Below are 25,661 nucleotides of genomic sequence, written 5' to 3' on the forward strand. Positions count from 1 at the left end.
AAAGTTCTACGGACGGGGCCGGAAGACCTTCGGATCGTCGTAGTACTCGGCCGTCACATTCTCTGCACACCACCCCGGGACGCCCAGCACGGGAAGCGGCACGAAGGGCTTCTGCGCGAGCCATTCCGGGTCGAGGCGCCGCGCCAGCGCGACGTCGTCGAGGGCGTTCGAACGCGCCGCGTCCGGCAGCAACACGTGCGCCGTCGCGGCCTTGCGGGGCGCGACGAGCTTTTCGAGCAGCGCGTGGCCGAAGACGAGCAGCCGCGCCTCGGACCACAGCGCGCGCCGCGTCACGAACAGCGCCTGCCAGTCGCGCGCCGCGAGCGCTTCCCACAGCGCGGGCGGCGCATCGAGCACCGCGCCGTTCTCGTCGAACAGCGTGAGCGCGTCGCGCAGCGGGCCGCGCGTGGCGCCGACGCCGGTGCGGGCGATCTCGGCGGCCTGCAGTTCGTTCAGGCGCCGCTTGGCCTCGGGAAACGCGAGCCAGACGAGGCCGTTGAAGAAGTCGTGCAGGTTGTCGCGCGTGGGCACGGTGCGGGTCTGGAAGATATGCGCTTCGTAGGCCTGTCCGGCGGGCAGATGGTCCTGGTGCACGAAGTCGGGCGCCGGGGGCGGCTTGAGGGCCTGCAGCGCCGAGGCGACCGAGGTCTCGCCGTTCGCGGCCCGCGCCGCCGCTTCGCCATGGGCGCGATAGGGCGCGAGCCAGGGCTGCGCCCAGTCGAGCGCCGGCAGCATCGGATCAGGCGGCGGGCGCACCCGTCCAGCGGATGCGGTCCGGATGCTGCAGCACGGCGAACTCCGCGGTGAGCTTGTCGAAGAGCTTGAGCGAACTGCCGCTCTTGCTCAGGAGGCCCGCGGTGCGCAGGGCTTTGGCCACGTCGTTGAGCGGCACGTCCTTGCCGCTGCGCAGCGCCGGCGCGGCGGCGAGGATGAACTCGGCGGCTTCGGAGACTGGCGGCTGAGCCGGTTCTGCGGCGGCCCGCGCCGTCTTGCGCGCGGCGGTCTTCGTCGCCGCTTTCTTCGCGGGCGCTGTCGTGCGCTTGGCGCGCGCAGTCTTCACGGCAGGCACCTTCGCCGCGACCTTCTTTGCAGCCGTGGTGCGGGCCGCCGGCTTCGCGCTGTGGTGCGCCAGATCGATGAAGGTGTCGTAGATGCCCACCGTCTCGTCGCCCGTCTTGCCCTGCTGCCCGATGCCGCAGACGCGGCAGCCCTTCTCGCGCAGCCGGCTCACGAGCGGCGCGAAGTCGGAGTCCGAGGACACCAGCACCACCACGTCGGGCCGCTCGGCGATCACGAGGTCGATCGCATCGACCGCGAGCGCGATGTCGGTGCTGTTCTTGCCGGCCGAGAGATTGACCATCGGCCGTACCGAGAGCTGCTTGAAGAGCCCTTGCCGATTCACCGCCATCTCGGCATTGCAATAAGCGCGGCGCACGTGGATGGCGCCGTACTCGTCCATCGTGCGCTGCACGGCCTGCTCGATCACGTCGGCCGAGACGTTGTCGGCATCGATCAAAAGCATCACGCGCAGCGTCGGTGTCATGCGAGTTTCCAGTGGATCGTTTCGCCGCCGCGCAGCGGCTTGAGCGTGGCTTCGCCGTAGGGCACGGTCTCCGGCACGGTCCACGTTTCGCGCTTCAGGGTGACGGTGTCGGTGTGGCGCGGCAGGCCGTAAAAGTCGGGGCCGTGGAAGCTCGCGAAGCCTTCGAGCTTGTCGAGCGCGTTCACGCTGTCGAAGGCCTCGGCGTAGAGCTCGATGGCCGTGAGTGCGGTGTAGCAACCCGCGCAGCCGAGCGCGTGCTCCTTCAGGTGCGCGGGGTGCGGCGCGCTGTCGGTGCCGAGGAAGAAGCGGTCGCTGCCGCTCGCGGCCGCCTCGACCAGCGCCACGCGGTGCGTCTCGCGCTTGAGCACCGGCAGGCAGTAGTAGTGCGGGCGGATGCCGCCGGTGAAGATGGCGTTGCGGTTGTAGAGCAGGTGGTGCGCGGTGATGGTGGCGGCCGTGAAGCGGTCGGCATCGCGCACGTAGTGGGCGCCCTCCTTGGTGGTGAGGTGCTCGAACACCACCTTGAGCTCGGGGAAGTCGCGGCGCAGCGGAATCATCACGCGGTCGACGAAGACCGCTTCGCGGTCGAACAGGTCGATGGCCGGGTCGGTCACCTCGCCGTGCACCAGCAGCAGCAGGCCGTGCTTTTGCATCGCTTCGAGCGTCTTGTAAGTCTTGCGGATGTCGGTCACGCCGGCATCGCTGTTGGTGGTGGCGCCGGCCGGGTAGAGCTTGAGCGCGCGCACGCCGGCTTCGGCGGCAAGAGCGATTTCCTCGGGCGGCAGCTTGTCGGTGAGGTACAGCGACATCACCGGTTCGAAGGCGCTGCCTTCGGGCACGGCGGCAAGGATGCGGTCGCGGTAGGCCAGGGCCTGGGCGGCGGTGGTCACGGGCGGACGCAGGTTGGGCATGATCAGCGCGCGGCCGAACTGGCGCGCGCTGTGGGGTACGACGGCTTCGAGCGCGGCGCCATCGCGCACATGCAGGTGCCAATCGTCGGGGCGGGTGATCGTGAGGGTGTCTGTCATGGCGCGGGGATTGTCGCACCGCCTCCCCGGGGCGCTGCCCGCATCCTGCACCGGGCTACGCGTGCAGGAACACCCGGCAGATGGCGCCGTCCGCCTGCCGGCGCCACTTCGCATGGTTCACCGAGCACCGCGCGCCCTTGTTCGGCGGCCAGGGATCGAAGATGCGCAGCGTGGTGCCGGCGTCGCCATCGCCGCGGATGCCGGCCACGACCACCATGTGTCCCGGGCTGCCGGCGCGCTCGGCGCAGCCCTTGGCGCCCCAGCGCAGGTCGAACATCAGTAGGCCGTGCTGCAGCGCCGCGCGCATCGCGCCGACCGTCCAGGGCGCCGCCGGTTCCATCGGTTGCAGCGCCAGGCCGTGCGCGGACGCGAAGAGCGCATCGGCCGTCATCGCCTCGTCGGTGTCCGCAAAGGTGCGCAGCCCGCCGTCCTCGGCGACGAGCTCGGGCGGCGTGCGCGCGACCACGGCCTGCACGGTGGAGCGGGTGACCATCGCGGTGGCAGCGGCCCAGCACAGCGCCGGAGCGGGCTGCGGGATCAGCGCGACGGGATGCAGGATCGGCGCGCAGCCCTCGCTGCCGAACACGACGCGCTGCGTGCAGGGGCCGGCCTCGCCGTCCTCGACGAGCCAGTTCGCAGCCTGCAGCCGGCGCACGGCCATCCGGGTGAACGGGCCGTAGTCGCCGTCGATCACGAGCCCGGGCGCCGGCTGGAGTTTCCTGTTCAGGGCCTCCTGCAGCCTGCGCACATCGGCCCCGCGCGAGCCTTGCCTCAGTGTTGTCATCGGTTCTTGCCCCCTCGCCCACGCGGCGCTGGCTTTCGAAGCGGGGCGTGGCTGCATTGTGGAAACCGGCGCCGCGCCGCGTCTATCGGTCGGACGGCATAGCCGGGATGGCGACGTCGCAACGCGCCGCAATGACCAGCGCATGCCTGGGGACTCTGTGCCGGTTGGCACATGTCGTGCTTGAGCGCTTCCTTCGCCTTTCCGTCATCCCCCAACCGGAGTTCCATGTGAAGCGTGCCGCCCCCGCCCTGTCCCTGAAACGCCTGAAACGCCTGAACCCCCTGGCCGCCTGCGCGGCGCTCGCCGTCCTGGTCCTGGCGTCGCCCGCCGCGCTGGCGCAGGAAAAAACGCTGCGCATCGCGATGACCGCGGCCGACATTCCGCGCACCCTCGGCCAGCCCGACCAGGGCTTCGAAGGCAACCGCTTCACCGGCATCCCGATCTACGACGCGCTCACGCAGTGGGACCTGTCCAAAGCCGACGCGCCCAGCGTGCTCATTCCCGGCGTCGCCACTTCGTGGGCGGTCGATGCGAAGGACAAGACCCATTGGGTCTTCAAGCTGCGCCCCGGCGTCAAGTTCCACGACGGCTCGGCCTTCAATGCCGATGCGGTGGTGTGGAACGTGCAGAAGGTGCTCGACAAGGACGCGCCGCAGTTCGACGCGAGCCAGGTCGGCGTGACGGCCTCGCGCATGCCCACGCTCAAGTCGGCCCGCAAGATCGACGACATGACGGTGGAGTTCGTCACCAGCGAGCCCGATGCGTTCCTGCCGATCAACCTGTCGAACCTGTTCATGGCCTCGCCCGCGCACTGGCAGAAGAAGTTCGACGCCGCCGCCGGCGCCACGCCCGCCGACAAGGCCAAGGCCGCCTGGACCGCGTTCGCCGCCGACCCGGCCGGCTCGGGCCCGTTCAAGGTCACGCGCTTCGTGGCGCGGGAGCGGCTGGAGCTGGCCGCCAACAAGACGTACTGGGATGCGAAGCGCGTGCCGAAGATCGACAAGGTCGTGATGATCCCCATGCCCGAGGCCAACGCGCGCACCGCCGCGCTGCTGGGCGGACAGGTCGACTGGATCGAGGCGCCCTCGCCCGACGCCATGGCGCAGATCACGCAGCGCGGCTTCAAGATCTATTCGAACGCACAGCCGCACGTGTGGCCCTGGCAGCTGTCGTTCGCCGAGGGCTCGCCCTGGCTGGACAAGCGCGTGCGCCAGGCGGCCAACCTGTGCATCGACCGCGGCGGCATGAAGCAACTGCTGGGCGGCATGATGGCCGAGCCCAAGGGCACGGTGCCGCCGGGCCACCCGTGGTTCGGCAAGCCCGCCTTCGACATCCGCTACGACGTGAAGGCCGCGCAGGCCCTCATGACGCAGGCCGGCTACTCGGCGGCCAAGCCGATCAAGGTGAAGGTGCAGATCTCGGCCTCGGGCTCGGGCCAGATGCAGCCGCTGCCGATGAACGAGTTCGCGCAGCAGTCGCTCAAGCAGTGCTTCTTCGACGTGCAGTTCGACGTGATCGAATGGAACACGCTCTTCACCAACTGGCGCAAGGGCGCCAAGGACCCGTCGGCCAACGGCGCCAACGCGGTCAACATCAGCTTCGCGGCGATGGACCCGTTCTTCGCGATGGTGCGCTTCGTGAGCACCAAGGCCTTTCCGCCGGTGTCGAACAACTGGGGCTACTACGGCAGCCCCGAGGTCGACAAGCTGGTGGCCGATGCGCGCACCAGCTTCGACGACAAGGCACGCGACGCCGCGCTGGCCAGGCTGCACACGCACATCGTGGACGACGCGCCTTTCGTGTGGATCGCGCACGACGTGGGCCCGCGCGCCATGTCGGCCAAGGTGAAGAACGTGGTGCAGCCCAGGAGCTGGTTCATCGACATCGCGACCATGACCATGGACTGATGCCCGAGATGCGCTCAAAGAGCTGAAACCCGAACCGTTCACGCTGAGCCTGTCGAAGCGCTGCGCGAGGCTTCGACAAGCTCAGCCCGAACGGTTCCCGATCGATTGCCTGCCAGATCCAACGATGTCCCCACGATGCTCACCTACCTCCTGCGCCGCGTGATCTACGCCGTGCCGATCATGATCGGCGTGGCCCTCGTGTGCTTCCTGCTCGTGCACATCGCGCCCGGCGATCCGCTGGTGTCGATCCTGCCGCCCGACGCTTCGGCGGACCTGCAGGCGCAGCTGCGCGAGCTCTACGGCTTCAACCGCTCGCTGCCCGAGCAGTTCGCCATGTGGGTCTGGCGCGCGGTGCACGGCGACCTGGGCGTGTCCATCGCGAGCAACCGCGCGGTGGCCGGCGAGGTGTTCACCGCCGTGGGCAACACGCTGCGGCTGGCGGTGGTGGCCACCTTCATCGGCTTCGTGCTGGGCTGCCTCTTCGGTTTCGTGGCGGGGTATTTCCGCAACTCGTGGATCGACCGCCTCGCCTCGATGTTCTCGGTGCTCGGCGTGAGCGTGCCGCACTACTGGCTGGGCATGGTGATGGTGATCGTGTTCTCCTCGCAGCTCATGTGGCTGCCGGCCACGGGCGCGGGCCCGAGCGGCTCGAGCGACTGGGCCTGGAACTGGGAGCACCTGCAGTTCCTGCTGCTGCCCGCGCTCACGATGTCGGTGATTCCGATGGGCATCATCGCGCGCACGGTGCGCGCGCTGGTGGCCGACATCCTGGAGCAGGAGTTCATCGTGGGCCTGCGCGCCAAGGGGCTCACGCACTTCGGCGTGTTCCGGCACATGGTGAAGAACGCGGCGCCCACGGCACTGGCCGTGATGGGCCTGCAGCTGGGCTACCTGCTGGGCGGCTCGATCCTGATCGAGACGGTGTTCTCGTGGCCCGGCACCGGCTTCCTCCTGAACTCGGCCATCTTCCAGCGCGACCTGCCGCTGCTGCAGGGAACGATCCTGGTGCTGGCGATGTTCTTCGTGGTGCTGAACCTCTTGGTCGATGTGCTGCAGACGCTGCTCGATCCGCGCATCGCGCGGGCCTGAAGGAAGGGAACCGCCACGCCATGTCCACCGTGCTCGCCTCTTCTTCCTCCTCGTCTCCATCCTCCGCCGCTGCCGCCGTCGAGCCGCTGCCGGCGCACCGCTCCCGCGGCTACTGGGCCTCGGTCTGGCTGCGCTTTCGCCGCGACCCTGTGGCCGTGGGCGCGGCCATCGTCGTCCTGCTGCTGATCGCGCTTGCGGTGTTCGGCCCATGGCTCGCGCCGTCCGACCCGTACCAGTCGTCGATGCTCAAGCGCCTGAAGCCCATCGGCACCGAGGGCCTGCCCCTGGGCAGCGACGAGCTGGGCCGCGACATGCTCTCGCGGCTGATCGTCGGGGCGCGGCTGTCGCTCTTCATCGGCATCACGCCGGTGCTCTGCGCGTTTGCGCTGGGCACGGTGATCGGCATCGTCGCGGGCTACGCGGGCGGCATCGCCAACACGCTGATCATGCGCACCATCGACGTGTTCTACGCGTTCCCCTCGGTGCTGCTGGCCATCGCGCTGTCGGGCACGCTGGGCGCGGGGGTGGTCAATTCGCTGATCTCGCTGACCATCGTGTTCATTCCGCAGATCGCGCGCGTGGCCGAGAGCGTGACCACGCAGGTGCGCACCCGCGACTACGTGGAAGCGGCGCGCGCCTCGGGCGCGAGCCCCTTCACCATCGTGCGGGTGCATGTGCTGGGCAACGTGCTCGGGCCGATCTTCGTGTATGCCACCAGCCTCATCGCGGTGTCGATGATCCTGGCCTCGGGCCTGTCGTTCCTCGGCCTGGGCGTGAAGCCGCCGGAACCCGAATGGGGCCTGATGCTCAACACGCTGCGCACCGCGATCTACGTGCAGCCCTGGGTGGCGGCGCTGCCGGGGGCGATGATCTTCATCACCTCGATTTCCTTCAACCTCCTGTCCGACGGCCTTCGCTCGGCCATGGACAACAAGGGCTGAGGCGATGCAAGCTCTGAAAGACATCGGCGGCCCCGCGCAGCCGCTCCTCACGATCACCGGGCTGGTCAAGCACTTCCCGCTCAAGAAAGACCCGCTGGGCCGCGGCGGCGGCGTGGTGCGCGCCGTGGACGGCGTGGACTTCGACGTCATGAAGGGCGAGACGCTCGGCGTGGTCGGCGAATCGGGCTGCGGCAAGTCGACCACCGCGCGCCTCTTGATGCAGCTCATCGAGCCGACGCGCGGCGAGGTGATCTTCGACGGCCGCGAAGTCGGCAGCCGCGACCTGCCCCTGAAGGAGTTCCGCCGCCAGGTGCAGATGGTGTTCCAGGACAGCTACGCCTCGCTCAACCCGCGGCTGACGATCGAGGACTCGGTCGCCTTCGGGCCGCAGGTGCATGGCCTCTCGCGGCGCGAATCGGTGGCGCGGGCGCGCGACCTGCTGGCGCGCGTGGGCCTGGCGCCGCAGCGCTTTGCCGAGCGCTATCCGCACGAGCTGTCGGGCGGCCAGCGGCAGCGCGTGAACATCGCGCGCGCGCTCGCGTTGCAGCCGCGCATGGTGATCCTGGACGAAGCCGTCTCGGCGCTCGACAAATCGGTGGAGGCGCAGGTCATCAACCTGCTGCTCGATCTAAAGGCCGAGTTCGGCCTCACCTACGTGTTCATCAGCCACGACCTGAACGTGGTGCGCTACGTGAGCGACCGCGTGATGGTGATGTACCTCGGGCAGGTGGCCGAGATCGGCCCGGCCGATGCGCTGTACGAGACACCCGCGCATCCGTACACGCGCGCACTGCTGTCCTCGATGCCCTCCATGGACCCGGACCACCGCACCGAAGTGGCGGCGCTCGCGGGCGACCCGCCGAACCCGATCGACCCGCCGACCGGCTGCCGCTTCCACCCGCGCTGTTCCATCGCGGCGCCGGTGTGCAGCCAGGTCGTCCCCGAGCGCATTGCGATGAATTCGCAGCATGCGGTGAGCTGCCTGGTGCACGAGCCGGGCAGCGGGCATCCGATGGCACAGCCGCAACCCTTTCAAAGGCAGGCCGCATGAGCGCAGCAGCGACGACGCAAACCCCCGGCCCCAGCCCCATGGTGCGGCTGCGCGACCTCAGCGTCACGTTCGGCGGCGGCCGCAAGCCCGTGCATGCGGTCAGCGGCGTGAGCCTGGAAGTACAGCGCGGCGAAGTGGTCGCGCTGATCGGCGAATCGGGCTCGGGCAAGAGCGTGACGCTGCGCACGCTCCTGCGCCTGCACCCCGAGCGCCGCACGCGCATGGGCGGGCAGGTGGAAGTGGCGGGCCGCGACGTGCTCGCGATGCCGCAGCGCGAGCTGGCCGGCTTCCGCGGCAAGGTCGCCTCGATGATCTTCCAGGAGCCGCTGCTCGCGCTCGACCCGGTGTACTCGGTGGGCGCGCAGATCGCCGAGTCGATCCGCCGCCACGAGTCCGTGCGCCAGGCCGAGGCGCACCAGCGTGCGCTGGCCCTCTTCGAGCGCGTTCGCATTCCGAGCCCCGAGCGGCGGCTTGCAGCCTATCCGCACGAGATGTCGGGCGGTATGCGCCAGCGCGCCATGATCGCGCTCGCCCTGGCCTGCAGGCCGCAGTTGCTGCTGGCCGACGAGCCGACCACCGCGCTCGATGCCACGGTGCAGATCCAGATCCTCCTGCTGCTGCGCGAGCTGCAGCGCGACCTCGGGCTCTCGGTGATCTTCGTCACGCATGACATCGGCGCGGCCGTCGAGGTGGCCGACCGCATCGCCGTGATGTATGCGGGCCGCATCGTCGAGGAGGGCACGGCGCGCGAGCTGATCCGCTCGCCGCGGCATCCGTACACCATCGCACTGCTCAAGAGCCGGGCGCACGGGGCGCTCGCGCGCGGCACGCGGCTGGAGACCATCGGCGGTGCGCCGCCCGATCTTTCGGCCTTGCCGCCGGGCTGCGCCTTCGCCGAGCGCTGCGCGCTCGCGAGCGATGCCTGCCGCGCCGCGCAACCGCCGGTGATCGAACTGGCGCCGAACCACCGTGTACGCTGCATCCACACGGCGGCCGCCGCGGCCATTGCGCCCGCGCTGGTTGCCTGAACTTCTCCTTCTCATTCATCGCCATCGCCATGCCATTGCACGACCCCGCCCACGCCTTCGTTCCCTACCCCGATGCGCCGGTGCCGCGCGCGGGCACCGGCCCTTTGTCGGACCTGAGCTTCGCGGCCAAGGACCTGTTCGACGTGGCGGGCTACCCCACCGGCGGCGGCAACCCGATCGTGCTGGCGATGTCGGGCATCAAGACCCGCACCGCGCCCACGGTGCAGAAGCTGCTCGATGCCGGTGCGCGCTTCGCCGGCAAGACGGTGACCGACGAGCTCGCGTTCTCGATGAACGGCAACAACGCGCACTTCGGCGCGCCGCTCAATGGCGCCGCGCCGCTGCGCATCACGGGCGGCTCGTCGTCGGGCTCGGCCTCCGCGGTGTCTTCGAATCTGTGCGACTTCGCGCTCGGCACCGACACCGGCGGCTCGGTGCGCGCGCCGGCCAATCACTGCGGCCTGTACGGCCTGCGCCCGACGCACGGCCGCGTGAGCCTGGAAGGCGCGCTCGACCTCGCGCCGAGCTTCGACACCTGCGGCTGGTTCGCGCGCGATGTCGGCACCTTCGCGCGCGTGGCCGATGTGCTGCTGGGCGCCGACGCGGCCGCCCTGCCCGAGCGCGTGCGGCTGCTGCGGCCCGACGACGTATGGGCGCTGGCCGCGCCCGCCGCGACGGATGCGCTCCAGGCCGCGGCCGACCGCGTGCAAAGCCTGCTCGGCCCCGCGCAGGGCACGGCGGTGGCGATGGAATCCTTCGACGCGATGTACTGGCACTTCCGCTACCTGCAATCGCGCGAGGCCTGGCTCACCGACGGCCCGCTGATCGAGCGCTACGCGCCGCCGCTCGGCCCGGGCGTGGCCGAACGCTTTGCGTGGTCGCGCGAAGTGACCGATGCGCAGGTGGCGACGGCACGCGTCTTCCGCACGGCCTTTCGCGCGCACCTGAGCGACCTGCTCGGCACCGACGGCGTGCTGCTCCTGCCGACGATGCCCGACATCGCGCCGCTGCGCAGCGACAGCGAGGCCTCGCTGGAGGACTACCGCAACCGCGCGATCCGCATGCTGTGCATCGCGGGGCTGGCGGGCTTTCCGCAGCTCTCGATGCCGCTGGCCACGCGCGAGGGCGCGCCGCTGGGCATCTCGCTGCTCGGGCCGGCGGGGTCGGACCGGTCGTTGGTCGCGTTGGCCGAGCGCATCGCCGGGTAGCGGAGGGTAGTGCAGGGTCGTCCAGCCTGGGTTAGCCTGACGCTCCCACGTCCTGCACAAAAGCCCCATGCCGAACACCACCCAGACCACTCAGGTCACCACCCCCAAGGAAATCGCCGCCTCGCTCACCGAATTCTGGTCGCCGCGCGTCGTCGCCGAAGTCGACGATGCGTACATCAAGGTCGCCAAGGTCCACGGCTCGCTCGCGTGGCACAGCCATGACGACGAAGACGAGCTGTTCATGGTGCTCAAGGGGCACCTGCGCATCGAGATGGAAGCCGGCCCCGTCGAACTCGGCGAGGGCGAGATGTTCGTCGTGCCCAAGGGCGTGCGGCACAACCCGGTCGCCGACGAGGAATGCCACCTGATGCTCATCGAGCGCAAGACCACGCTGCACACCGGCAGCACGGTCACCGAGAAGACGCGCTCGCTGGCCGAGCAGCTGCGTCCGGTCTGAGCTCTAGCTGGTCATGACGCGGGCAGGCGCCCGCAGCCGGCAGACATCGCAGTCGACACCCGCCGCAGCCCGCTCGATCACCACGAAGTCCCCCGCATCGACCGCGAGCAGCGCGTGGTGCCAGGTGCCCGGCGCGAGCACCACGCCTTGATGCCCGTCGGTGACGAAGGCCGCGAGGTCGCTGTGCGACACAGGCGCATCGCCAGCCCGCGCCACCACGATCACGAAGCGCCGCTCGCCCAGGGGCACGAAGGTCTGGCTGCCCAGCGCGTGCCGTTCCATCTCCGCGACCTCGTGCGGAAAGCTTCGCGCCTGGGCGCGGAACAGCGCGAGCAGCGGCCGGCCGCCTTCGGCATCGAGCTGCAGATCGCCGAGCAGGTCGAAGCGCCGTGCGTTGCCGCCGTTGATCGGACGGCCTTCGCCGGCCGGCGCGCCGATCACGGTGCCATAGGGCGCGAAAGCCTTCGGTGTCAGCGGCTGCGCAACGCGCAGCGCTGCGGCGGGTGATTCGTCGTTCATGCCGCGGTTGCAGCAGAAACCGTGCCGCGCGCGCGTTCGAGGTCGTCCAGCCAGCGGGCATAGGCCTCGGCGCGCTCGCCGTCCGCGAGGCGCAGCAACGCGGAAGGATGCAGGGTCACGAACACGGGCCGGCCATCGCGGCGCTCATGCAGCCACGCCCCGCGCTCGGCCTGCACCGCGACCGGCCGGCCCAGCAAAGCGCGCGCCGCGGTCGCGCCGAGCGCCACCAGTCCCTGGGGCCTCACGAGCGAGATCTCGCTGTCGAGCCAGTGCGCGCAGGCTTCGGCTTCGCGCTGCGCCGCGGTCTTGTGGATGCGCCGCTTGCCGCGCAGCTCGTACTTGAAGTGCTTCACGGCATTGGCGAGGTACACGGTGTCGCGCGCCCAGCCCAGTTGCGCCATCGCGCGGTCGAGCAGTTGGCCGGCCGGGCCGACGAAGGGGCGGCCGGCCAGGTCTTCCTGGTCGCCGGGTTGTTCGCCGACCAGCATGTGCCGCGGCGCCAGCGGGCCTTCGCCGCACACGGCCTGCGTGGCGAGCGCGCCGATCGGGCAATCGCGGCAGGCGTGCGCGGCGGCGCGCAGTTCGGCCAGGTCGGCGGGCGCCACGCCATCGGCCGGCCGCAGGTGCAGCGCAATGGGCGCGCGGATGCGCCGCGCCGCCGTGGGCGGCGCATCGATCATCGACTGGCTGCGCGCCTGGGCCGCGCCCGTGATCGGCTGGATCAGCGCGGCCTCGGGCAGGTTGTGCCAGTAGCGGCGCGGCATCTCGCGCCGCATCATCGCGACCTTCAGCCGCGCCGGGTTGAAGATGTGCTCGTAGTAGGTGAGCCAGAGCTGCTCGCCCGCATCGGGCGGCGGCTTCTCTCGGCGGTCGGCGCCCTCGCCGAAAGCCAGCGCCTGGCCGTCCCACTCGACGCAGCGCTCGGGCGTGAGGATGGCCCAGCGCATCTGCGCGAAGCGCCGTGCGAAGAACGGCGCGTTGGCCTCGACGATGTGGTGGTCGGGCTCGAACCACGCGACGTGGCGCTCCAGCCCGTCTTCGCCCATGACCTTGGTGAAACGCACGAACGCGCGCATCTTGTGGATGTCGCGGTGCACGGCCTTGGCCATCAGCTGGGCCTGCATCATGTCGGCATCGAGCGGGTCGTGTCGCAATGCGGGCTCGTGCGCGAGACGCCAGAGCAGGCGGTACATCAGCGCGAAACGCTGCGGGTCGCGGTGCAGGATCACATCGCCGCACAGCGCGACGAAGGAGGCCGGCACGGCGTGCGGCGCGCCGGCAATGGACGGCGAAGGCGCGGCGTCGTTCGCTTCGTCGAACAGTCCGGCACCCCGCTCCCCGTTCCATTCGACACGGTCCGGCGGAACGCCCTCGGCCAGCAGTTGCCGCGCATGCTGCCGGAAGGCATCGAGATCGATCGGGTCATCGAGCCGCACGCGCATGACGTCGCATTCAGAACAGCGACGCCTGCGCCGCTGGCGGCCGCGCAACAGGCGCCGCCGCAGCCATGGCGCCCGCCGCGGGCCGGTGCCCGTCGGCCACCACGAACGGCAGCACCTTGCGCGCCGGCACGTGCAGCCTCCGCAGGTCGTCCGCGCGCACCCGGCGCACGCGCCGCGCCTGCAGCAGCCGCTCCACGGCTTTCACGCCGAGCCCCGGCACGCGCAGCAGCATCTCGCGCGGCGCGTGGTTCAAATCGACCGGAAAGCGCTCGGCATGCGCGAGCGCCCAGGCGAGCTTGGGATCGACATCCAGCCGCAGCAGGCCGTCGGGCGCGGCGACGATTTCCTGGTGCTCGAAGCCGTAGAAGCGCATGAGCCAGTCGGCCTGGTAGAGCCGGTGCTCGCGCATCAGCGGCGGCGCCACCAGCGGCAGCGCGCGCGCTGCATCGGGGATCGGGCTGAAGGCCGAGTAATAGACGCGCTTCAACTTGTAGGCGCCGTAGAGCGTGGCGCTGGAGGCCAGGATGTGCCGGTCGTCGGTGGCGTCGGCGCCCACGATCATCTGCGTGCTCTGGCCCGCGGGCGCGAAGGGCGGAGGCTTCGCGGCGGCGGGCGCCGCGCCGGGGAGCGCGCGGATGGGCACCACGCGGCGCGCCTCCTCGCGCGTGTCGTCGATGCGCAGGCGCAGCCGCGCCATCGAGCGGCGGATCGCGCTCTCGTCCTTCTCGGGCGCGAGCGCCTGCAGGCCTTCGGTGGTGGGCATCTCGACGTTGATGCTGAGCCGGTCGGCATAGCGGCCGGCGCGCGCGATGAGCTCGTCGCTCGCGTCGGGAATGGTCTTCAGGTGGATGTAGCCGCGAAAGTCGTGGTCCTCGCGCAGCTGGCGCGCCACCTCGACCACCTGCTCCATCGTGTGGTCGGGCGACTTGACGATGCCGCTCGAAAGAAACAGCCCCTCGATGCAGTTGCGCCGGTAGAAATCGAGCGTGAGCTGCACCACCTCCTCGACGCGGAACCGCGCGCGCGGCACGTTGCTCGATGCGCGGTTGACGCAGTAGAGGCAGTCGTACTGGCAGTGGTTGGTGAGCAGCACCTTCAGGAGCGAGATGCAGCGGCCGTCGGGCGCATAGCTGTGGCAGATGCCGGCGCCCTCGGTCGATCCGATGCCGCGCCCGCCCAGCGAATCGCGCGGCTGCGAGCCGCTGGACGCGCACGAGGCGTCGTACTTGGCGGCGTCCGCAAGGATGGCGAGTTTGCGCTGGAGGTCCACGGCAGGTTCGAGCTGGAAAATACTGTATGAATATACAGCTTTCAAATCCCCATGTCAGAAGAAGGCGCAAGCTGGCCGCGTTGCATTGCGCAGGGCCCGACCCCTCGGCTACGCTCGGCGGCAGATGACTTCCCCTGCCCCCAGCGACACCGCAACCCCCCGCCTGATTTCCCCGAGCCTCGCCGACGGCGGCCTCGCGGCCACATTCACGACGCCCGATGGCGCGCCGGCCTTCGCAGTGCGCTGGCACGGCACCGTCTACGGCTATCTCAACCAATGTCCGCACGCCGGCGGCCCGCTCGATTTCGAAGGCCAGGTCCTCGAAAGCTCCGGCCGCTTCCTGATGTGCGCGCGGCACGGCGCGATCTTCGAGCCGGACACCGGCAAGTGCGTCGGCGGCCCCTGCCGCGGCGCGCGGCTCGCACCGCTGGCGGTCCGTGAAAAAGCGGACGGCAGCGTGTGGCTCACCGATTGACAACAACCACCCCTGGAAAACACATGCGCACCCTCTCCCTCTCCCTTTCGACCCTCGCCGTCGCAGCCCTCCTCTCCGGCTGCGGCGCCATGGCCCCCGCCACCGGCGGCAAGGCCCCCACCGGCCTGAAGGTCACCTCGTCCGCCTTCGCCGACAACACCGTCATCCCGGCCGAACACGCCGGCGTGGGCGACTGCGGCGGCAAGAACGTCTCGATGCCCGTGGCATGGACGCAGTTGCCCGCCAAGGCAAAGTCGGTCGCCGTGCTGCTGTCGGACCCGGACGGCGCGCTGGGCCTGGGCGTCTCGCACTGGGTGGCCTACAACATCCCGGCCGAGCGCGGCCAGTTGAAGGCGAACGAGACGGGCGGCTTCACCGTGGGCCCGAACGTGGCGGGCGCGGCGGCCTACCGCGGCATGTGCCCGCCCGTCGGCGACCATCCGCACCACTACGTGCTGACCGTGGTGGCCTCCGACCTCGCGCCGGGCGCGCTGCCGGCGGGGCTCACGCGCGATGCGCTGCTCGCGGCGCTCAAGGGGCACGCGCTGGGCGGGCAGAGCGTGGTCGGGCTCTACAGCCGCTAAAGTCGCAGGCTCCTTTCACGTCACACATGCGCAGCGATGCGCATCCACCGATGCGCCGCTTCACCGCACTCCTGGCTCTTCTTCCCATCGCGCTCGTCGCCGCCGGCTGCGCCTCCTCGCGGCCCGCGCCGCGCGTCAGCTTCCTGGGCGACGGCGTCTTCAAGTCGCCCACCGCGCAGGACGCCGAAGCCTACTGCCGCAACTTCGGCGCGCCGCTGCGCTACCTCGACCCGAAGGCGGCGCGCCTGGCGCCCGACAGCGAAGTCACCTACCGCTGCGACTGAACGGCCATTTGAGCAGCCAGCTGACCGCCCGGCTGCGCGCCGGCCGCCCGCACCCGCTCCAGGATGAAGTCGATGAAGGTGCGGATCGCGCGCGTGTGCTGCCGGTTGGGCATGTAGAGGATGAACATCTGCGTGCCGAAGATCGACAGGCGCCAGTCGTCCAGCGTGGTCAGCACCTCGCCCTTGCGCACGTCTTCCTGCACCACGTAGTCGGGCACGAGGCCGATGCCCAAACCCGCGAGGATCGCCTGGCGCAGGAACAAAAAATTTTCCGAGATCAGCGTCGGCTCCAGGATCACCTCGCGCCGCGTTTCGCCCCGGTAGGCGGACACGCGCAGCTGCCGGCCGATGACCGCGGCGGTGACCACGGGCGCGCCCTGCAGTTCGTCCAGCTGCACGGGCAGCGGATGTTTTTCCGCATAGGCGCGTGAGGCGCACGCCACGTAGCGCACGGGCCCCAGGTCGCGCGCCACGAGGTTCTGCGGCGGCTCGGGAATCACGCGCACCGCGATGTCCACTTCGTCGCGCAGCAGGTCCTCGATGCGGTTCTCGAACACCACGTCCAGCACGATGCCGGGGTACTGCCGCTTGAAGTCGATGAGCCAGTCGGCCATCACCAGCTGCCCGTAGCCGCTGGGCACGCTCAGCCGCACGCGGCCCTGCAGGCCTTCGCCCAGCGTGGTGACCGACTCGCGCGCGGCGATCAATTCGGTCTGGATGGCCACGCCGTGCTGGTACAGGCGCAGGCCGATTTCGGTCGGCTCGGCGCGCCGCGTCGTGCGCCGCACGAGCTGCGCGCCGACCGAGCGCTCCAGCTGGTTCAGGTGGTAGCTGACGTTGGCGCGGCTCATCTTGAGCCGGCGGGCGGCGGCGCTCAGGTTGCCGGCGTCAAGGATTTCCACCAGCAGGGTGAGCGATTGGAGGTCCATGTGACGATTGTGTCAAAAATCCTTTGACAGTCTGTCAACTGTCTATGCAATTGTCAAAGCGCCGATGCGGGCCAAGAATGCGGGGTTCACCCCAGAGCCTCGGGCCCCTCACGCAGCAGGGCCCGCCAACGCAAGAGACAAGCACATGGCCACCACCACCCCGAGCACCCCCACGTCTTCCGGTCCCGTGACCTTCGAGCCGTCCCACCTTCACGGCGACGTGTTCGTGGTGACCATCGACAACCCGCCCGTCAACGCCCTGGGCGTGGATGTGCGCCGCGGCCTCGTGGCCGCCATCGCGGCGGCCAAGGCCGACAGCGGCGCGAAGGCGGTGTTGATCGTCGGCGCGGGCCGCAACTTCATCGCGGGTGCGGACATCCGAGAATTCGGCAAGCCGCCGCAGTCGCCCTCGCTGCCCGAGGTGTGCCTCGCGATCGAGAACTGCACGAAGCCGGTGATCGCCGCCATCCATGGCGCGGCGCTCGGCGGCGGGCTCGAGGTGGCGCTCTCGGCGCACTACCGCATCGCCTCGCCCACGGCCAAGCTCGGCCTGCCCGAAGTGGCGCTGGGCCTCCTGCCCGGCTCGGGCGGCACGCAGCGCGCGCCGCGCCTCATCGGCGTGAAGCCCGCGCTCGAACTGATGCTCAGCGGCCGCCATGCGGGCGCGAAGGAAGCGCTGTCGCTCGGCCTCGTCGATCGCCTCTGCACCGACGCCGACGCACGCGCCGAAGGCCTCGCCTACGCGCAGGAACTCATCGCCGGCAACGCCCCGGTGCGCCGCACGCGCGAAGCCGCGGGCCTGGCCGACAAGGACGCCGCCCGCGCCGCGCTCGACGCCGCGCGCGCCGACACCGCCAGGAAGAGCCGCGGCCTCTTCTCGCCGATGAAGATCATCGAAGCCGTCGAGGGCGCGCTCACGCTGCCCTTCGACGAAGGCATGGCGCTGGAGCGCAAGCTCTTTTTGCAGTGCATCGACAGCCCGCAGCGCGCGGGCCTCATCCACGCCTTCTTCGCCGAGCGCGAAGTGCTCAAGGCGCCCGAGACCCGGTCCGCGAGCCCGCGCAAGCTCGAATCGGCCGGCATCGTGGGCGGCGGCACCATGGGCGCGGGCATCGCGGTGGCGATGCTCGATGCGGGCCTGCCGGTGACCATGATCGAGCGCGACGAGCCCAGCCTCGCGCGCGGCCGCCAGCACGTGGAGAAGGTGTACGACGGCCTCATCGCCAAGGGCCGCATGACGCCCGAGGCCAAGGCCGCCGTCATGGCGCGCTTCAGCGGCTCCACCTCTTATGACGCGCTGGCCGACGTCGACATCGTGGTCGAAGCCGTGTTCGAAGAGATGGGCGTGAAGAAGGCCGTGTTCGCCGAGCTCGACCGCGTGTGCAAGAGCGGTGCGGTGCTCGCCACCAACACCTCGTACCTGGACATCGACGAGATCGCCGCGAGCATCAAGCGCCCGCAGGACGTGGTGGGCCTGCACTTCTTCTCGCCGGCCAACATCATGAAGCTGCTGGAGATCGTGGTGCCCGCCAAGGTGAGCGCCGACGTGGTGGCCACGGGCTTCGAGCTCGCCAAGAAACTGAAGAAGGTGCCGGTGCGCGCGGGCGTGTGCGACGGCTTCATCGGCAACCGCATCCTCGCGGTGTACCGCCAGGCGGCCGACCACATGATGGAAGACGGCGCCTCGCCCTACCAGATCGATGAGGCCGTGCGCGAGTTCGGCTACCCGATGGGCCCGTTCCAGGTGTCGGACCTCGCGGGCGGCGACATCGGCTGGGCCACGCGCAAGCGCAAGGCCGCCACGCGCGATCCGCAGGCGCGCTACGTGCAGATCGCCGACCGCATCTGCGAGCGCGGCTGGTTCGGCCAGAAGACCCAGCGCGGCTACTACCTGTACCCCGAGGGCGCGCGCACCGGCTCGCCCGACCCGGCGGTGCTGGCCATCATCGATGCCGAGCGCGAACGCGCGGGCATCGTGCGGCGCAGTTTCACGAACGAGGAAATCATCCGCCGCTACATGGCCGCGATGGTGAATGAAGGCGCCAACGTCGTGCTCCAGCGCATCGCGCTGCGCCCGCTCGACGTGGACGTGACCTTCCTCTACGGCTACGGCTTTCCGCGCCACCGCGGCGGCCCGATGAAGTACGCGGACACCGTGGGCCTGGCCAAGGTGCTGGCCGACATCCGCGAGTTCGCCAAGGAAGACCCGATCTTCTGGAAGCCATCGCCGCTGCTCGTGGAGCTTGTCGAACGCGGTGCCGATTTCTCGAGCTTGAACCAACCCGAATAAAGGAGATATCCCATGCGTGAAGCCGTCATCGTTTCCACCGCCCGCACCCCGCTCACCAAGGCGCACCGCGGCGAATTCAACATCACCCCCGGCCCCACGCTGGCGGCCTTCGCGGTGAAGGCCGCGGTCGAGCGCTCGGGGCTGGACCCCGCGCTGATCGAGGACGCGATCCTGGGCTGCGGCTACCCCGAAGGCACGACCGGCCGCAACGTCGGGCGCCAGGCGGTCATCCGCGCGGGCCTGCCGATCAGCATCGCCGGCACCACCGTGAACCGCTTCTGCGCCTCGGGCCTGCAGGCGATCGCGATGGCCGCGGGCCGCATCGTGGTGGACGGCGCGCCGGCCATGATCGCGGGCGGTGTCGAAAGCATCTCGCAGATCCGCTCGCGCAGCGCCACCGATGCCGGCGACAGCGGCATGGACCCGTGGATCGTCCAGCACAAGCCCGACCTTTACATGGCGATGATCGAGACCGCCGACATCGTGGCCAAGCGCTATGGCATCAGCCGCGAGGCGCAGGACCGCTTCTCCGCCGAGAGCCAGCGCCGGACCGAAGAGGCGCAGCTGGCCGGCCGCTACAAGGACGAGATCGTCGCCTGCACCACCACCATGGCCGTGACCGACAAGGAGACCAAGGAAGTCACCTACCGCGAAGTCACCGCCACCGAAGACAACTGCAACCGCCGCGGCACCACCTACGAGGCGCTGGCCAAGCTCAAGCCGGTGATGGGCGAGGACAAGTTCGTCACCGCCGGCAACGCCTCGCAGCTCTCCGACGGCGCCTCGGCCTGCGTGCTGATGGAAGCCAAGGATGCCGAGCGCGCCAACATCAAGCCACTCGGCGCGTTCCGCGGCCTCGCGCTGGCCGGCTGCGAGCCCGACGAGATGGGCATCGGCCCGGTGTTCGCGGTGCCCAAGCTGCTCGCGCGCCATGGCCTCAAGGTCGAGGACATCGGCCTCTGGGAACTCAACGAGGCCTTCGCATCGCAGTCGATCTACTGCCAGGACAAGCTGGGCATCCCGTCGGAACTGCTCAACGTGAACGGCGGCGCGATCTCCATCGGCCATCCGTTCGGCATGACCGGCGCGCGCCTGACGGGCCATGCGCTCATCGAAGGCAAGCGCCGCGGCGCGAAGTACGCGGTGGTCACGATGTGCATCGCCGGCGGCATGGGCGCGGCGGGCCTGTTCGAAATCTACTGAGGAGCCAGCGATGGACCTGAACTTCACCCCCGAAGAAGAAGCCTTCCGCGCGCAAGTGCGCGCCTTCCTGGCCGACAAGCTGCCCGCCCGCCTCTCAGCCAAGGTCAGCGGCGGCCAGATCCTCAGCAAGGCCGACATGCAGGAATGGCACGCCATCCTGAATGCGCGCGGCTGGCTCGCCAACCATTGGCCCGAGCAGTACGGCGGCCCGGGCTGGACGGCGGTGGAGAAGTTCATCTTCGAGAACGAATGCGCAGTGGCCTTCGCGCCGCGCATCGTGCCCTTCGGCGTGAACATGCTCGGGCCGGTGCTCATCAAGTACGGCAACGAGGCGCAGAAAGCGCACTGGCTGCCGCGCATCCTCGACGGCTCGGACTGGTGGTGCCAGGGCTATTCGGAACCGGGCGCGGGCTCCGACCTCGCGGCGGTGAAGACCTCGGCCGTGCGCGGCATCGATGCGCAGGGCGACCACTACATCGTGAACGGCCAGAAGACCTGGACCACGCTCGGCCAGCACGCCAACATGATCTTCTGCCTGGTGCGCACCAACCGCGAGGCCAAGAAGCAGGAGGGCATCAGCTTCCTGCTGATCGACATGACCTCGCCCGGCGTGGAAGTGCGCCCGATCATCACGCTCGACGGCGAGCATGAAGTCAACGAAGTGTTCTTCTCCGACGTGCGCGTGCCGGCCGAGAACCTCGTGGGCGAAGAGAACAAGGGCTGGACCTGCGCCAAGTACCTCTTGACCTACGAGCGCACCAACATCGCGGGCGTGGGCTTCTCGGTGGCCGCGCTCGAACAGCTCAAGGGCATCGCCGGCAAGCAAACGAAGAACGGCAAGCCGCTCGCCGAAGACCCGTCGTTCGCCGCGCGCATGGCGCGCGTGGAGATCGACCTGGAGAACATGAAGACGACGAACCTGCGCGTGATCGCCGCGGTGGCGGGCGGCGGCGTGCCGGGCGCTGAAAGCTCGATGCTGAAGATCCGAGGCACGGAGATCCGGCAGGAAATTTCGTCGCTGGCCCGCCGTGCGATGGGCGTTTACGGCCGCCCCTTCGTCGAGGAAGCGCTGCACGACGGCTTCGACGGCCAGACCTTCGGCCCCGCCTACGCAAAGGCCGCCGCCGCGCGCTACTTCAACAACCGCAAGCTGTCGATCTTCGGCGGCTCCAATGAAATCCAGAAGAACATCATCTCCAAGATGATCCTGGGCCTGTAAGGAGACATGCAGTGAACTTCGAACACACCGAAGACCGGCGCATGCTCGCCGACAGCCTGAACCGTTTCATCGCCGAGCAGTACGCGTTCGATGCGCGCGACCGCATCGCGAAGTCCGCGCACGGGTTCAGCAAGGAAACCTTCCAGCAGTTCGCCGAACTGGGCGTGATCGGCGCGCTGTTCAGCGAAGCCGATGGCGGCTTCGGCGGCGGCGGCTTCGACATCGCCGTGGTCTTCGAGGCGCTGGGCCGCGGGCTCGTGGTCGAGCCGCTGCTGGGCGCCGTGATGGTCGGCGAAGCGCTCAGCGCCGCCGGCAGCGATGCACAGAAGGAAAAGCTCGGCGACATCATCAACGGCGTCGCCGTCGCGGCCTTCGCGCACGACGAAGCCGACACGCACTACGAACGCGCGCATGTGGCGACCCGCGCCGAGCGCAGCGGCGATGGCTGGGTGCTGAACGGTGCCAAGGCCGTCGTGCCGCAGGGCGAGCAGGCCGATCTGTTCCTCGTCTCGGCGCGCACCTCGGGCAACGTGGACGACGAAGCCGGCATCTTGCTGTTCCTCGTGCCCGCGAAGACTGCCGGCCTCACGGTGCGCGGCTGCCCCGCCATCGACGGTGGCCGCGTCGCCGAACTCGCATTCGACGGCGTGAAGCTCGGCGCCGACGCATTGCTCGGCGCCGAAGGCCAAGGTGCCGCGACACTCGAACGCGCCATCGGCCGCGGCGTGCTCGCGCTGTGCGCCGAGGCCCTGGGCGCGATGGAAGCCGCCAAGACCGCGACGCTGGAGTACCTGCGCACGCGCAAGCAATTCGGCATCCTCATCGGCAGCTTCCAGGCGCTGCAGCACCGCATGGCCGACCTGCTGCTGGAGATCGAACAGGCGCGCTCGGCGGTCATCAACGCCGCGGCCGCCATCGACGGCACCGACCGCGTGGCGCGCGAGCGCGCGCTGTCGGCCGCCAAGTTCAGCATCGGCCGCATCGGCGCGCTGGTGGCCGAAGAGAGCATCCAGATGCACGGCGGCATCGGCATGACGTGGGAGCTGCCGCTGCCGCACTACGCCAAGCGGCTGGTGATGATCGACCACCAGCTGGGCGACGAAGACCATCATCTGCAGCGCTACATTGCCCTGAGCAAAGAGTCCGCCAAGGAGGTTGCGGCATGACGGACAAGACCGTCCTGATCTCGCAGGAAGGCGCCGTGCGCATCCTGATCAACAGCAACCCCGCCGCGCGCAACGCGATCACGCCGACGCTGTATGCCGAGCTCTCGGCCGCTCTCACCGATGCGCAGAACGACGCCGAAGTGGGCGCCATCGTCTTCACCGGCGCGGGCGATTTCTTCTGCGCCGGCGGCGACTTGAACCTGCTGGCCAAGCGCCGCGAGCTGCCCGCCTCGGCGCGCCGCGAAAAGCTCGAAGGCCTGCACGACCTGATCCGCGCGATCCGCGATTGCGGCAAGCCGGTGATCGCGGCCGTCGAAGGCGGCGCGGCCGGCGCGGGCCTCTCGATGGCGCTGGCTTGCGACATGCTGGTGTCGGCGCGCGATGCGTTCTACACGGTGGCCTACGTCAAGGTCGGCCTCACGCCGGACGGCGGCGCGACCGCGTTCCTCGCGGAGTTCGTCTCGCGCCAGGTGCTCACCGAGATGTGCCTCACCGGCGACCGCATGCCGGCCGAGCGCCTGCACGCGCTGGGCGCGGTCAACCGCCTGACCGACAAGGGCGCAGCGCTCGCCGAAGCCATCGCGCTCGCAGCCAAGGTGGCGAGCGGCCCGCAGCGCGCGAGCGCGCGCATCAAGACGCTGTGCCGACAGGCGCACAGCGCCACCCTCGAGGAACAGCTCGATGCCGAGGCCGTCTTCATGGTCGAGTCGCAAGCCGATACCGAAGCGGCCGAAGGCATCGGCGCCTTCCTCGGCAAGCGCAAGGCGGACTTCAGCGCGCTGCGTCACAACAAGCAGGACGCGCCCTGACGCCTCTGCCTGATTCACTCCGAACAAGAACCGTTCGGGCTGAGCCTGTCGAAGCCTCGCGCGGCGCTTCGACAAGCTCGGCGTGAACGGTTCTGGCGCATTTCATGGAACCCATCCGCTCTCACGTTTTCCTGGAGCCCTCATGCCACTGCTGAATTCCTCGCTGCCGCTCGCCGGCGTGCGCGTCCTCGACTTGTCCCGCATCCTCGCGGGCCCCTGGTGCGGCATGGTGCTGGCCGACATGGGCGCCGAAGTCATCAAGGTCGAGCACCCGGGCCGCGGCGACGACACGCGCGACTGGGGCCTGCGCGTGGGCAAGACCGAGACCGCCTACTTCAACAGCGTGAACCGCAACAAGCGCTCGGTCACGCTCGACCTGCAGACGCCCGAAGGCCAGCAGATCGCGCGCGATCTGGCCAAGCAGTGCGACGTGGTGATCCAGAACTTCAAGTTCGGCGGCATCGACAAGCTGGGCCTGGGCTACGCGCAGCTGCGCAAGGAAAACCCCGGCCTCATCTACTGCTCGATCTCGGGCTACGACCGCACCGGCCCCGAGGCCGCGCGCCCGGGCTACGACCTCGTCGTTCAAGGCGAGGCGGGCCTCATGGCGCTCAACGGCGAAGCGAACCAGCCGCCCCTGAAGTTCGGCGTGGCGGCGGTGGACCTGTTCACCGGCATGTACTCGGCGCAGGCCGTGCTCGCCGCGCTCTACCAGCGCGAGAAGACCGGCAAGGGCCGGCATGTGGAGATGGCGCTCTTCGACTGCGGCCTGATGATCACCGCCTACTACGGCCTCGAAGCGCTCCTGATGGGCGAAGACCCGCCGCGCTACGGCAACTCGCACCCGTCGATCGTGCCCTACGGCGTGTTCGATGCGGCCGACGGCCCGCTGGTGATCACCGTGGGCAACAACGCGCAGTTCGCGCGCTTCTGCACCGAGGTGATCGAGCGGCCCGACCTCGCGGCCGACGAGCGCTTCAAGACCAACATCCTGCGTTCGGCCAACCGCGCGGTGCTGCTGCCCGAGCTGCACGCCGAGCTGGCCAAGCGCCAGCGCGCGGACCTGCTCGCCAAGCTCACCGCCTCGGGCATTCCGTGCGGCGAAGTGCTGGGCCTGCTCGAAGCGCTGCAATCGAAGCGCGCGACCGATGCGGGCCTCGTGACCGAGCAGCCGCATCCGGTGGCCGGCACGGTCAACGTGCTCGCGCCGCCCTACCGTTTCGATGGCGAGCGCCTGCCGGTGCGCAGCGCGCCGCCCACCCTGGGCGAAGGCACGCACGACGTGCTCAAGTCCCTGCTCGGCCTGTCGGATGAGAAGCTGGCCGCGCTGAAAACAAGTGGCGTCGTCTGAAGAAGACGCCTGTGCATTCCCTGATCCCCTGAAGAAGTAGCAACTGAAGTCCATGGCCTCCCTCGTTTCCCGTTCCCTCCGCAATCCCGTTCGCCGTGCACTCCTCGCCCTGGCCCTTCCCCTCATCGCCGGCAGCGCCTTCGCGCAGGCCTGGCCCGCCAAGCCGATCACGCTGATCGTGCCCTTCCCGCCCGGCGGCCCGACCGACGTGGCCTCGCGCATCGTGGCGCAGAAGATGTCCGCCGCGCTCAAGCAGAACATCGTCATCGACAACCGCAGCGGCGCCTCGGGCACCGTGGGCGCCGCCGCCGCGGCACGCGCAGCGCCGGACGGCTACACCTTCGTGATGCTGGCCACGCCCACGCTGCTGGCCTCGCACCTCTACGGCCCCACGAGCTACGACATCTTCAAGAACTTCGCGCCCGTGGGCTCGGTGTACGACCTGCCGATCGTGCTGGTGGTGAACCCGAAATCGCTGCCCGACGTGACCACCCTGCAGGGCCTGATCGCCAAGGCCAAGGCCGAGGGCGGCAAGCTCAACTACACGACGGCCGGCGCCGGCAGCTTCGGCCATCTGACGACCGAGCAGCTGAAAACCATCGGCAAGTTCGACATGCAGCACGTGCCCTACCGCGGCAGCGCGCCGGCCGTGACCGACCTCATCGGCGGCCAGGTGCCCGCGATGTTCTCGGACCTGGTGGCCGTGCTGCCGCACATCCGCGCCGAGAAGCTGCGCGCCATCGCCGTGGGTTCGGGCCAGCGCGTGAGCCTGTTGCCCGATGTGAAGACGGTGGCCGAGCAGGGCTTTCCCGGCTTCGACGCGACCTCGTGGGGCGGACTGCTCGCACCCGCGGGCACGCCCAAGGAGGTGATCGACCGCATGAGCGCCGAACTGAAGACCGCGCTGGCCGACAAGCAGGTGCAGGAAAAGCTCGAGAGCGTCGGCTCCTTCGCGGCCTACCGCACACCCGAGCAGACCGGCGTTCGCATGCGGCAGGACTTCGAACGCTGGGGCAAGGTCATTCGCGACAACAAGATCACGAACCAGTAAAACAGGGCGCTTCGCGCGCGGCCCGCAAGACGA

At 69.6% G+C, this 25,661-nt stretch carries 25 protein-coding genes; 17 read left to right on the forward strand and 8 right to left on the reverse strand.

Annotated features, from left to right (window positions below):
• Positions 1-6 precede the first annotated feature (6 nt).
• Genes JC881_RS13710 through JC881_RS13725 form a run of 4 tightly spaced genes read right to left on the reverse strand, consistent with a single transcriptional unit; the run spans position 7 to position 3,355 of the window.
• Complete coding sequence (locus JC881_RS13710) at positions 7-735, reverse strand: DUF3025 domain-containing protein (protein ID WP_198786256.1); 729 nt, start codon at positions 733-735, stop codon at positions 7-9.
• Positions 736-739: 4 nt separating this feature from the next.
• On the reverse strand, positions 740-1,543 hold the full coding sequence (locus JC881_RS13715) for an NYN domain-containing protein (RefSeq protein WP_198786257.1): 804 nt from the start codon (positions 1,541-1,543) through the stop codon (positions 740-742).
• Positions 1,540-2,571 (reverse strand): dihydroorotase, encoded by a 1,032-nt coding sequence (gene pyrC / locus JC881_RS13720; RefSeq protein ID WP_198786258.1) that lies wholly within the window; start codon positions 2,569-2,571, stop codon positions 1,540-1,542. The genes JC881_RS13715 and pyrC overlap by 4 nt, the downstream gene beginning before the upstream one ends.
• A 55-nt stretch (positions 2,572-2,626) precedes the next feature.
• Positions 2,627-3,355 carry a peptidoglycan-binding protein gene (locus tag JC881_RS13725; protein WP_198786259.1) on the reverse strand — a complete coding sequence of 243 codons (729 nt, stop codon included), beginning with the start codon at positions 3,353-3,355 and terminating at the stop codon, positions 2,627-2,629.
• Between the two features lie 227 nt (positions 3,356-3,582).
• Between JC881_RS13725 and JC881_RS13730 the strand changes: the two genes are divergently transcribed.
• From JC881_RS13730 to JC881_RS13760, 7 genes are all read left to right on the forward strand, one after another.
• Positions 3,583-5,262: an ABC transporter substrate-binding protein gene (locus tag JC881_RS13730; RefSeq protein WP_198786260.1), complete on the forward strand. Its 1,680-nt coding sequence runs from the start codon at positions 3,583-3,585 to the stop codon at positions 5,260-5,262.
• A 135-nt stretch (positions 5,263-5,397) separates the two neighbouring features.
• Positions 5,398-6,351 carry an ABC transporter permease gene (locus tag JC881_RS13735; RefSeq protein ID WP_198786261.1) on the forward strand — a complete coding sequence of 318 codons (954 nt, stop codon included), beginning with the start codon at positions 5,398-5,400 and terminating at the stop codon, positions 6,349-6,351.
• 20 nt (positions 6,352-6,371) lie between these two features.
• Positions 6,372-7,292, forward strand: coding sequence for an ABC transporter permease (locus tag JC881_RS13740; RefSeq protein ID WP_198786262.1), 921 nt, complete (start codon positions 6,372-6,374; stop codon positions 7,290-7,292).
• Between the two features lie 4 nt (positions 7,293-7,296).
• Positions 7,297-8,343, forward strand: a complete 1,047-nt coding sequence (locus JC881_RS13745) for an ABC transporter ATP-binding protein (RefSeq protein WP_198786263.1) — start codon at positions 7,297-7,299, stop codon at positions 8,341-8,343.
• 38 nt (positions 8,344-8,381) lie between these two features.
• Entirely contained in the window at positions 8,382-9,371 is a 990-nt protein-coding gene (locus JC881_RS13750; protein WP_198786434.1) for an ABC transporter ATP-binding protein, read from the forward strand.
• 29 nt (positions 9,372-9,400) lie between these two features.
• Positions 9,401-10,579 carry an amidase gene (locus JC881_RS13755; RefSeq protein ID WP_198786264.1) on the forward strand — a complete coding sequence of 393 codons (1,179 nt, stop codon included), beginning with the start codon at positions 9,401-9,403 and terminating at the stop codon, positions 10,577-10,579.
• A 67-nt stretch (positions 10,580-10,646) separates the two neighbouring features.
• A complete protein-coding gene (locus JC881_RS13760; protein ID WP_198786265.1) occupies positions 10,647-11,036 on the forward strand; it encodes a cupin domain-containing protein in 390 nt (129 codons plus the stop codon).
• 3 nt (positions 11,037-11,039) lie between these two features.
• Here the strand turns inward: JC881_RS13760 and JC881_RS13765 are convergent, their stop codons facing one another.
• The 3 genes from JC881_RS13765 to JC881_RS13775 are packed head-to-tail and all read right to left on the reverse strand — an operon-like array spanning position 11,040 to position 14,267.
• Positions 11,040-11,555, reverse strand: a complete 516-nt coding sequence (locus JC881_RS13765; protein WP_198786266.1) for an ureidoglycolate lyase — start codon at positions 11,553-11,555, stop codon at positions 11,040-11,042.
• Positions 11,552-12,997: a UdgX family uracil-DNA binding protein gene (locus tag JC881_RS13770; protein WP_198786267.1), complete on the reverse strand. Its 1,446-nt coding sequence runs from the start codon at positions 12,995-12,997 to the stop codon at positions 11,552-11,554. The genes JC881_RS13765 and JC881_RS13770 overlap by 4 nt, the downstream gene beginning before the upstream one ends.
• Positions 12,998-13,007: 10 nt before the next feature.
• Positions 13,008-14,267, reverse strand: coding sequence for a putative DNA modification/repair radical SAM protein (locus tag JC881_RS13775; RefSeq protein ID WP_198786268.1), 1,260 nt, complete (start codon positions 14,265-14,267; stop codon positions 13,008-13,010).
• A 124-nt stretch (positions 14,268-14,391) separates the two neighbouring features.
• Between JC881_RS13775 and JC881_RS13780 the strand changes: the two genes are divergently transcribed.
• Genes JC881_RS13780 through JC881_RS13790 form a run of 3 tightly spaced genes read left to right on the forward strand, consistent with a single transcriptional unit; the run spans position 14,392 to position 15,610 of the window.
• Positions 14,392-14,742 (forward strand): Rieske (2Fe-2S) protein, encoded by a 351-nt coding sequence (locus tag JC881_RS13780; protein ID WP_198786269.1) that lies wholly within the window; start codon positions 14,392-14,394, stop codon positions 14,740-14,742.
• 23 nt (positions 14,743-14,765) lie between these two features.
• Positions 14,766-15,326, forward strand: a complete 561-nt coding sequence (locus tag JC881_RS13785) for a YbhB/YbcL family Raf kinase inhibitor-like protein (protein WP_198786270.1) — start codon at positions 14,766-14,768, stop codon at positions 15,324-15,326.
• Positions 15,327-15,376: 50 nt separating this feature from the next.
• The gene (locus tag JC881_RS13790; RefSeq protein ID WP_198786271.1) at positions 15,377-15,610 is read left to right on the forward strand and encodes a hypothetical protein; all 234 of its coding nucleotides are present in this window, start codon (positions 15,377-15,379) and stop codon (positions 15,608-15,610) included.
• Here the strand turns inward: JC881_RS13790 and JC881_RS13795 are convergent.
• On the reverse strand, positions 15,595-16,539 hold the full coding sequence (locus JC881_RS13795; RefSeq protein ID WP_198786272.1) for a LysR family transcriptional regulator: 945 nt from the start codon (positions 16,537-16,539) through the stop codon (positions 15,595-15,597). The two genes, JC881_RS13790 and JC881_RS13795, sit on opposite strands and share 16 nt — an antisense overlap.
• Before the next feature lie 145 nt (positions 16,540-16,684).
• Between JC881_RS13795 and JC881_RS13800 the strand changes: the two genes are divergently transcribed.
• The 7 genes from JC881_RS13800 to JC881_RS13830 all read left to right on the forward strand — a co-directional run bounded on the left by JC881_RS13800 (position 16,685) and on the right by JC881_RS13830 (position 25,628).
• Positions 16,685-18,829 (forward strand): 3-hydroxyacyl-CoA dehydrogenase NAD-binding domain-containing protein, encoded by a 2,145-nt coding sequence (locus tag JC881_RS13800; RefSeq protein ID WP_198786273.1) that lies wholly within the window; start codon positions 16,685-16,687, stop codon positions 18,827-18,829.
• A 12-nt stretch (positions 18,830-18,841) separates the two neighbouring features.
• Positions 18,842-20,032 (forward strand): acetyl-CoA C-acyltransferase, encoded by a 1,191-nt coding sequence (locus JC881_RS13805; RefSeq protein ID WP_198786274.1) that lies wholly within the window; start codon positions 18,842-18,844, stop codon positions 20,030-20,032.
• 10 nt (positions 20,033-20,042) lie between these two features.
• Positions 20,043-21,251, forward strand: a complete 1,209-nt coding sequence (locus tag JC881_RS13810) for an acyl-CoA dehydrogenase family protein (RefSeq protein WP_198786275.1) — start codon at positions 20,043-20,045, stop codon at positions 21,249-21,251.
• An 11-nt stretch (positions 21,252-21,262) separates the two neighbouring features.
• Positions 21,263-22,417: an acyl-CoA dehydrogenase family protein gene (locus JC881_RS13815; protein ID WP_198786276.1), complete on the forward strand. Its 1,155-nt coding sequence runs from the start codon at positions 21,263-21,265 to the stop codon at positions 22,415-22,417.
• Positions 22,414-23,226, forward strand: coding sequence for an oxepin-CoA hydrolase, alternative type (locus tag JC881_RS13820; RefSeq protein WP_198786277.1), 813 nt, complete (start codon positions 22,414-22,416; stop codon positions 23,224-23,226). Before JC881_RS13815 ends, JC881_RS13820 begins: the two co-directional genes overlap by 4 nt.
• A gap of 142 nt (positions 23,227-23,368) precedes the next feature.
• Entirely contained in the window at positions 23,369-24,577 is a 1,209-nt protein-coding gene (locus JC881_RS13825) for a CaiB/BaiF CoA transferase family protein (RefSeq protein ID WP_198786278.1), read from the forward strand.
• Positions 24,578-24,629: 52 nt separating this feature from the next.
• Positions 24,630-25,628 carry a Bug family tripartite tricarboxylate transporter substrate binding protein gene (locus JC881_RS13830; protein WP_198786279.1) on the forward strand — a complete coding sequence of 333 codons (999 nt, stop codon included), beginning with the start codon at positions 24,630-24,632 and terminating at the stop codon, positions 25,626-25,628.
• Positions 25,629-25,661 lie beyond the last annotated feature (33 nt).

This window comes from Variovorax sp. IB41, assembly GCF_016405905.1.
GTDB lineage: Bacteria > Pseudomonadota > Gammaproteobacteria > Burkholderiales > Burkholderiaceae_C > Variovorax.

What these genes read in the sequence shown, in the direction of transcription:
- JC881_RS13710 (WP_198786256.1), bottom strand. Translation starts at nt 735, where the DNA reads ATGCTGCCGGCGCTCGACTGGGCGCAGCCCTGGCTCGCGCCCTATCGC.
- JC881_RS13715 (WP_198786257.1), bottom strand. Translation starts at nt 1,543, where the DNA reads ATGACACCGACGCTGCGCGTGATGCTTTTGATCGATGCCGACAACGTC.
- pyrC (WP_198786258.1), bottom strand. Translation starts at nt 2,571, where the DNA reads ATGACAGACACCCTCACGATCACCCGCCCCGACGATTGGCACCTGCAT.
- JC881_RS13725 (WP_198786259.1), bottom strand. Translation starts at nt 3,355, where the DNA reads ATGACAACACTGAGGCAAGGCTCGCGCGGGGCCGATGTGCGCAGGCTG.
- JC881_RS13735 (WP_198786261.1), top strand. Translation starts at nt 5,398, where the DNA reads ATGCTCACCTACCTCCTGCGCCGCGTGATCTACGCCGTGCCGATCATG.
- JC881_RS13740 (WP_198786262.1), top strand. Translation starts at nt 6,372, where the DNA reads ATGTCCACCGTGCTCGCCTCTTCTTCCTCCTCGTCTCCATCCTCCGCC.
- JC881_RS13745 (WP_198786263.1), top strand. Translation starts at nt 7,297, where the DNA reads ATGCAAGCTCTGAAAGACATCGGCGGCCCCGCGCAGCCGCTCCTCACG.
- JC881_RS13750 (WP_198786434.1), top strand. Translation starts at nt 8,382, where the DNA reads ATGGTGCGGCTGCGCGACCTCAGCGTCACGTTCGGCGGCGGCCGCAAG.
- JC881_RS13755 (WP_198786264.1), top strand. Translation starts at nt 9,401, where the DNA reads ATGCCATTGCACGACCCCGCCCACGCCTTCGTTCCCTACCCCGATGCG.
- JC881_RS13760 (WP_198786265.1), top strand. Translation starts at nt 10,647, where the DNA reads ATGCCGAACACCACCCAGACCACTCAGGTCACCACCCCCAAGGAAATC.
- JC881_RS13765 (WP_198786266.1), bottom strand. Translation starts at nt 11,555, where the DNA reads ATGAACGACGAATCACCCGCCGCAGCGCTGCGCGTTGCGCAGCCGCTG.
- JC881_RS13770 (WP_198786267.1), bottom strand. Translation starts at nt 12,997, where the DNA reads ATGCGCGTGCGGCTCGATGACCCGATCGATCTCGATGCCTTCCGGCAG.
- JC881_RS13780 (WP_198786269.1), top strand. Translation starts at nt 14,392, where the DNA reads ATGACTTCCCCTGCCCCCAGCGACACCGCAACCCCCCGCCTGATTTCC.
- JC881_RS13785 (WP_198786270.1), top strand. Translation starts at nt 14,766, where the DNA reads ATGCGCACCCTCTCCCTCTCCCTTTCGACCCTCGCCGTCGCAGCCCTC.
- JC881_RS13790 (WP_198786271.1), top strand. Translation starts at nt 15,377, where the DNA reads ATGCGCCGCTTCACCGCACTCCTGGCTCTTCTTCCCATCGCGCTCGTC.
- JC881_RS13795 (WP_198786272.1), bottom strand. Translation starts at nt 16,539, where the DNA reads ATGGACCTCCAATCGCTCACCCTGCTGGTGGAAATCCTTGACGCCGGC.
- JC881_RS13800 (WP_198786273.1), top strand. Translation starts at nt 16,685, where the DNA reads ATGGCCACCACCACCCCGAGCACCCCCACGTCTTCCGGTCCCGTGACC.
- JC881_RS13805 (WP_198786274.1), top strand. Translation starts at nt 18,842, where the DNA reads ATGCGTGAAGCCGTCATCGTTTCCACCGCCCGCACCCCGCTCACCAAG.
- JC881_RS13810 (WP_198786275.1), top strand. Translation starts at nt 20,043, where the DNA reads ATGGACCTGAACTTCACCCCCGAAGAAGAAGCCTTCCGCGCGCAAGTG.
- JC881_RS13820 (WP_198786277.1), top strand. Translation starts at nt 22,414, where the DNA reads ATGACGGACAAGACCGTCCTGATCTCGCAGGAAGGCGCCGTGCGCATC.
- JC881_RS13825 (WP_198786278.1), top strand. Translation starts at nt 23,369, where the DNA reads ATGCCACTGCTGAATTCCTCGCTGCCGCTCGCCGGCGTGCGCGTCCTC.
- JC881_RS13830 (WP_198786279.1), top strand. Translation starts at nt 24,630, where the DNA reads ATGGCCTCCCTCGTTTCCCGTTCCCTCCGCAATCCCGTTCGCCGTGCA.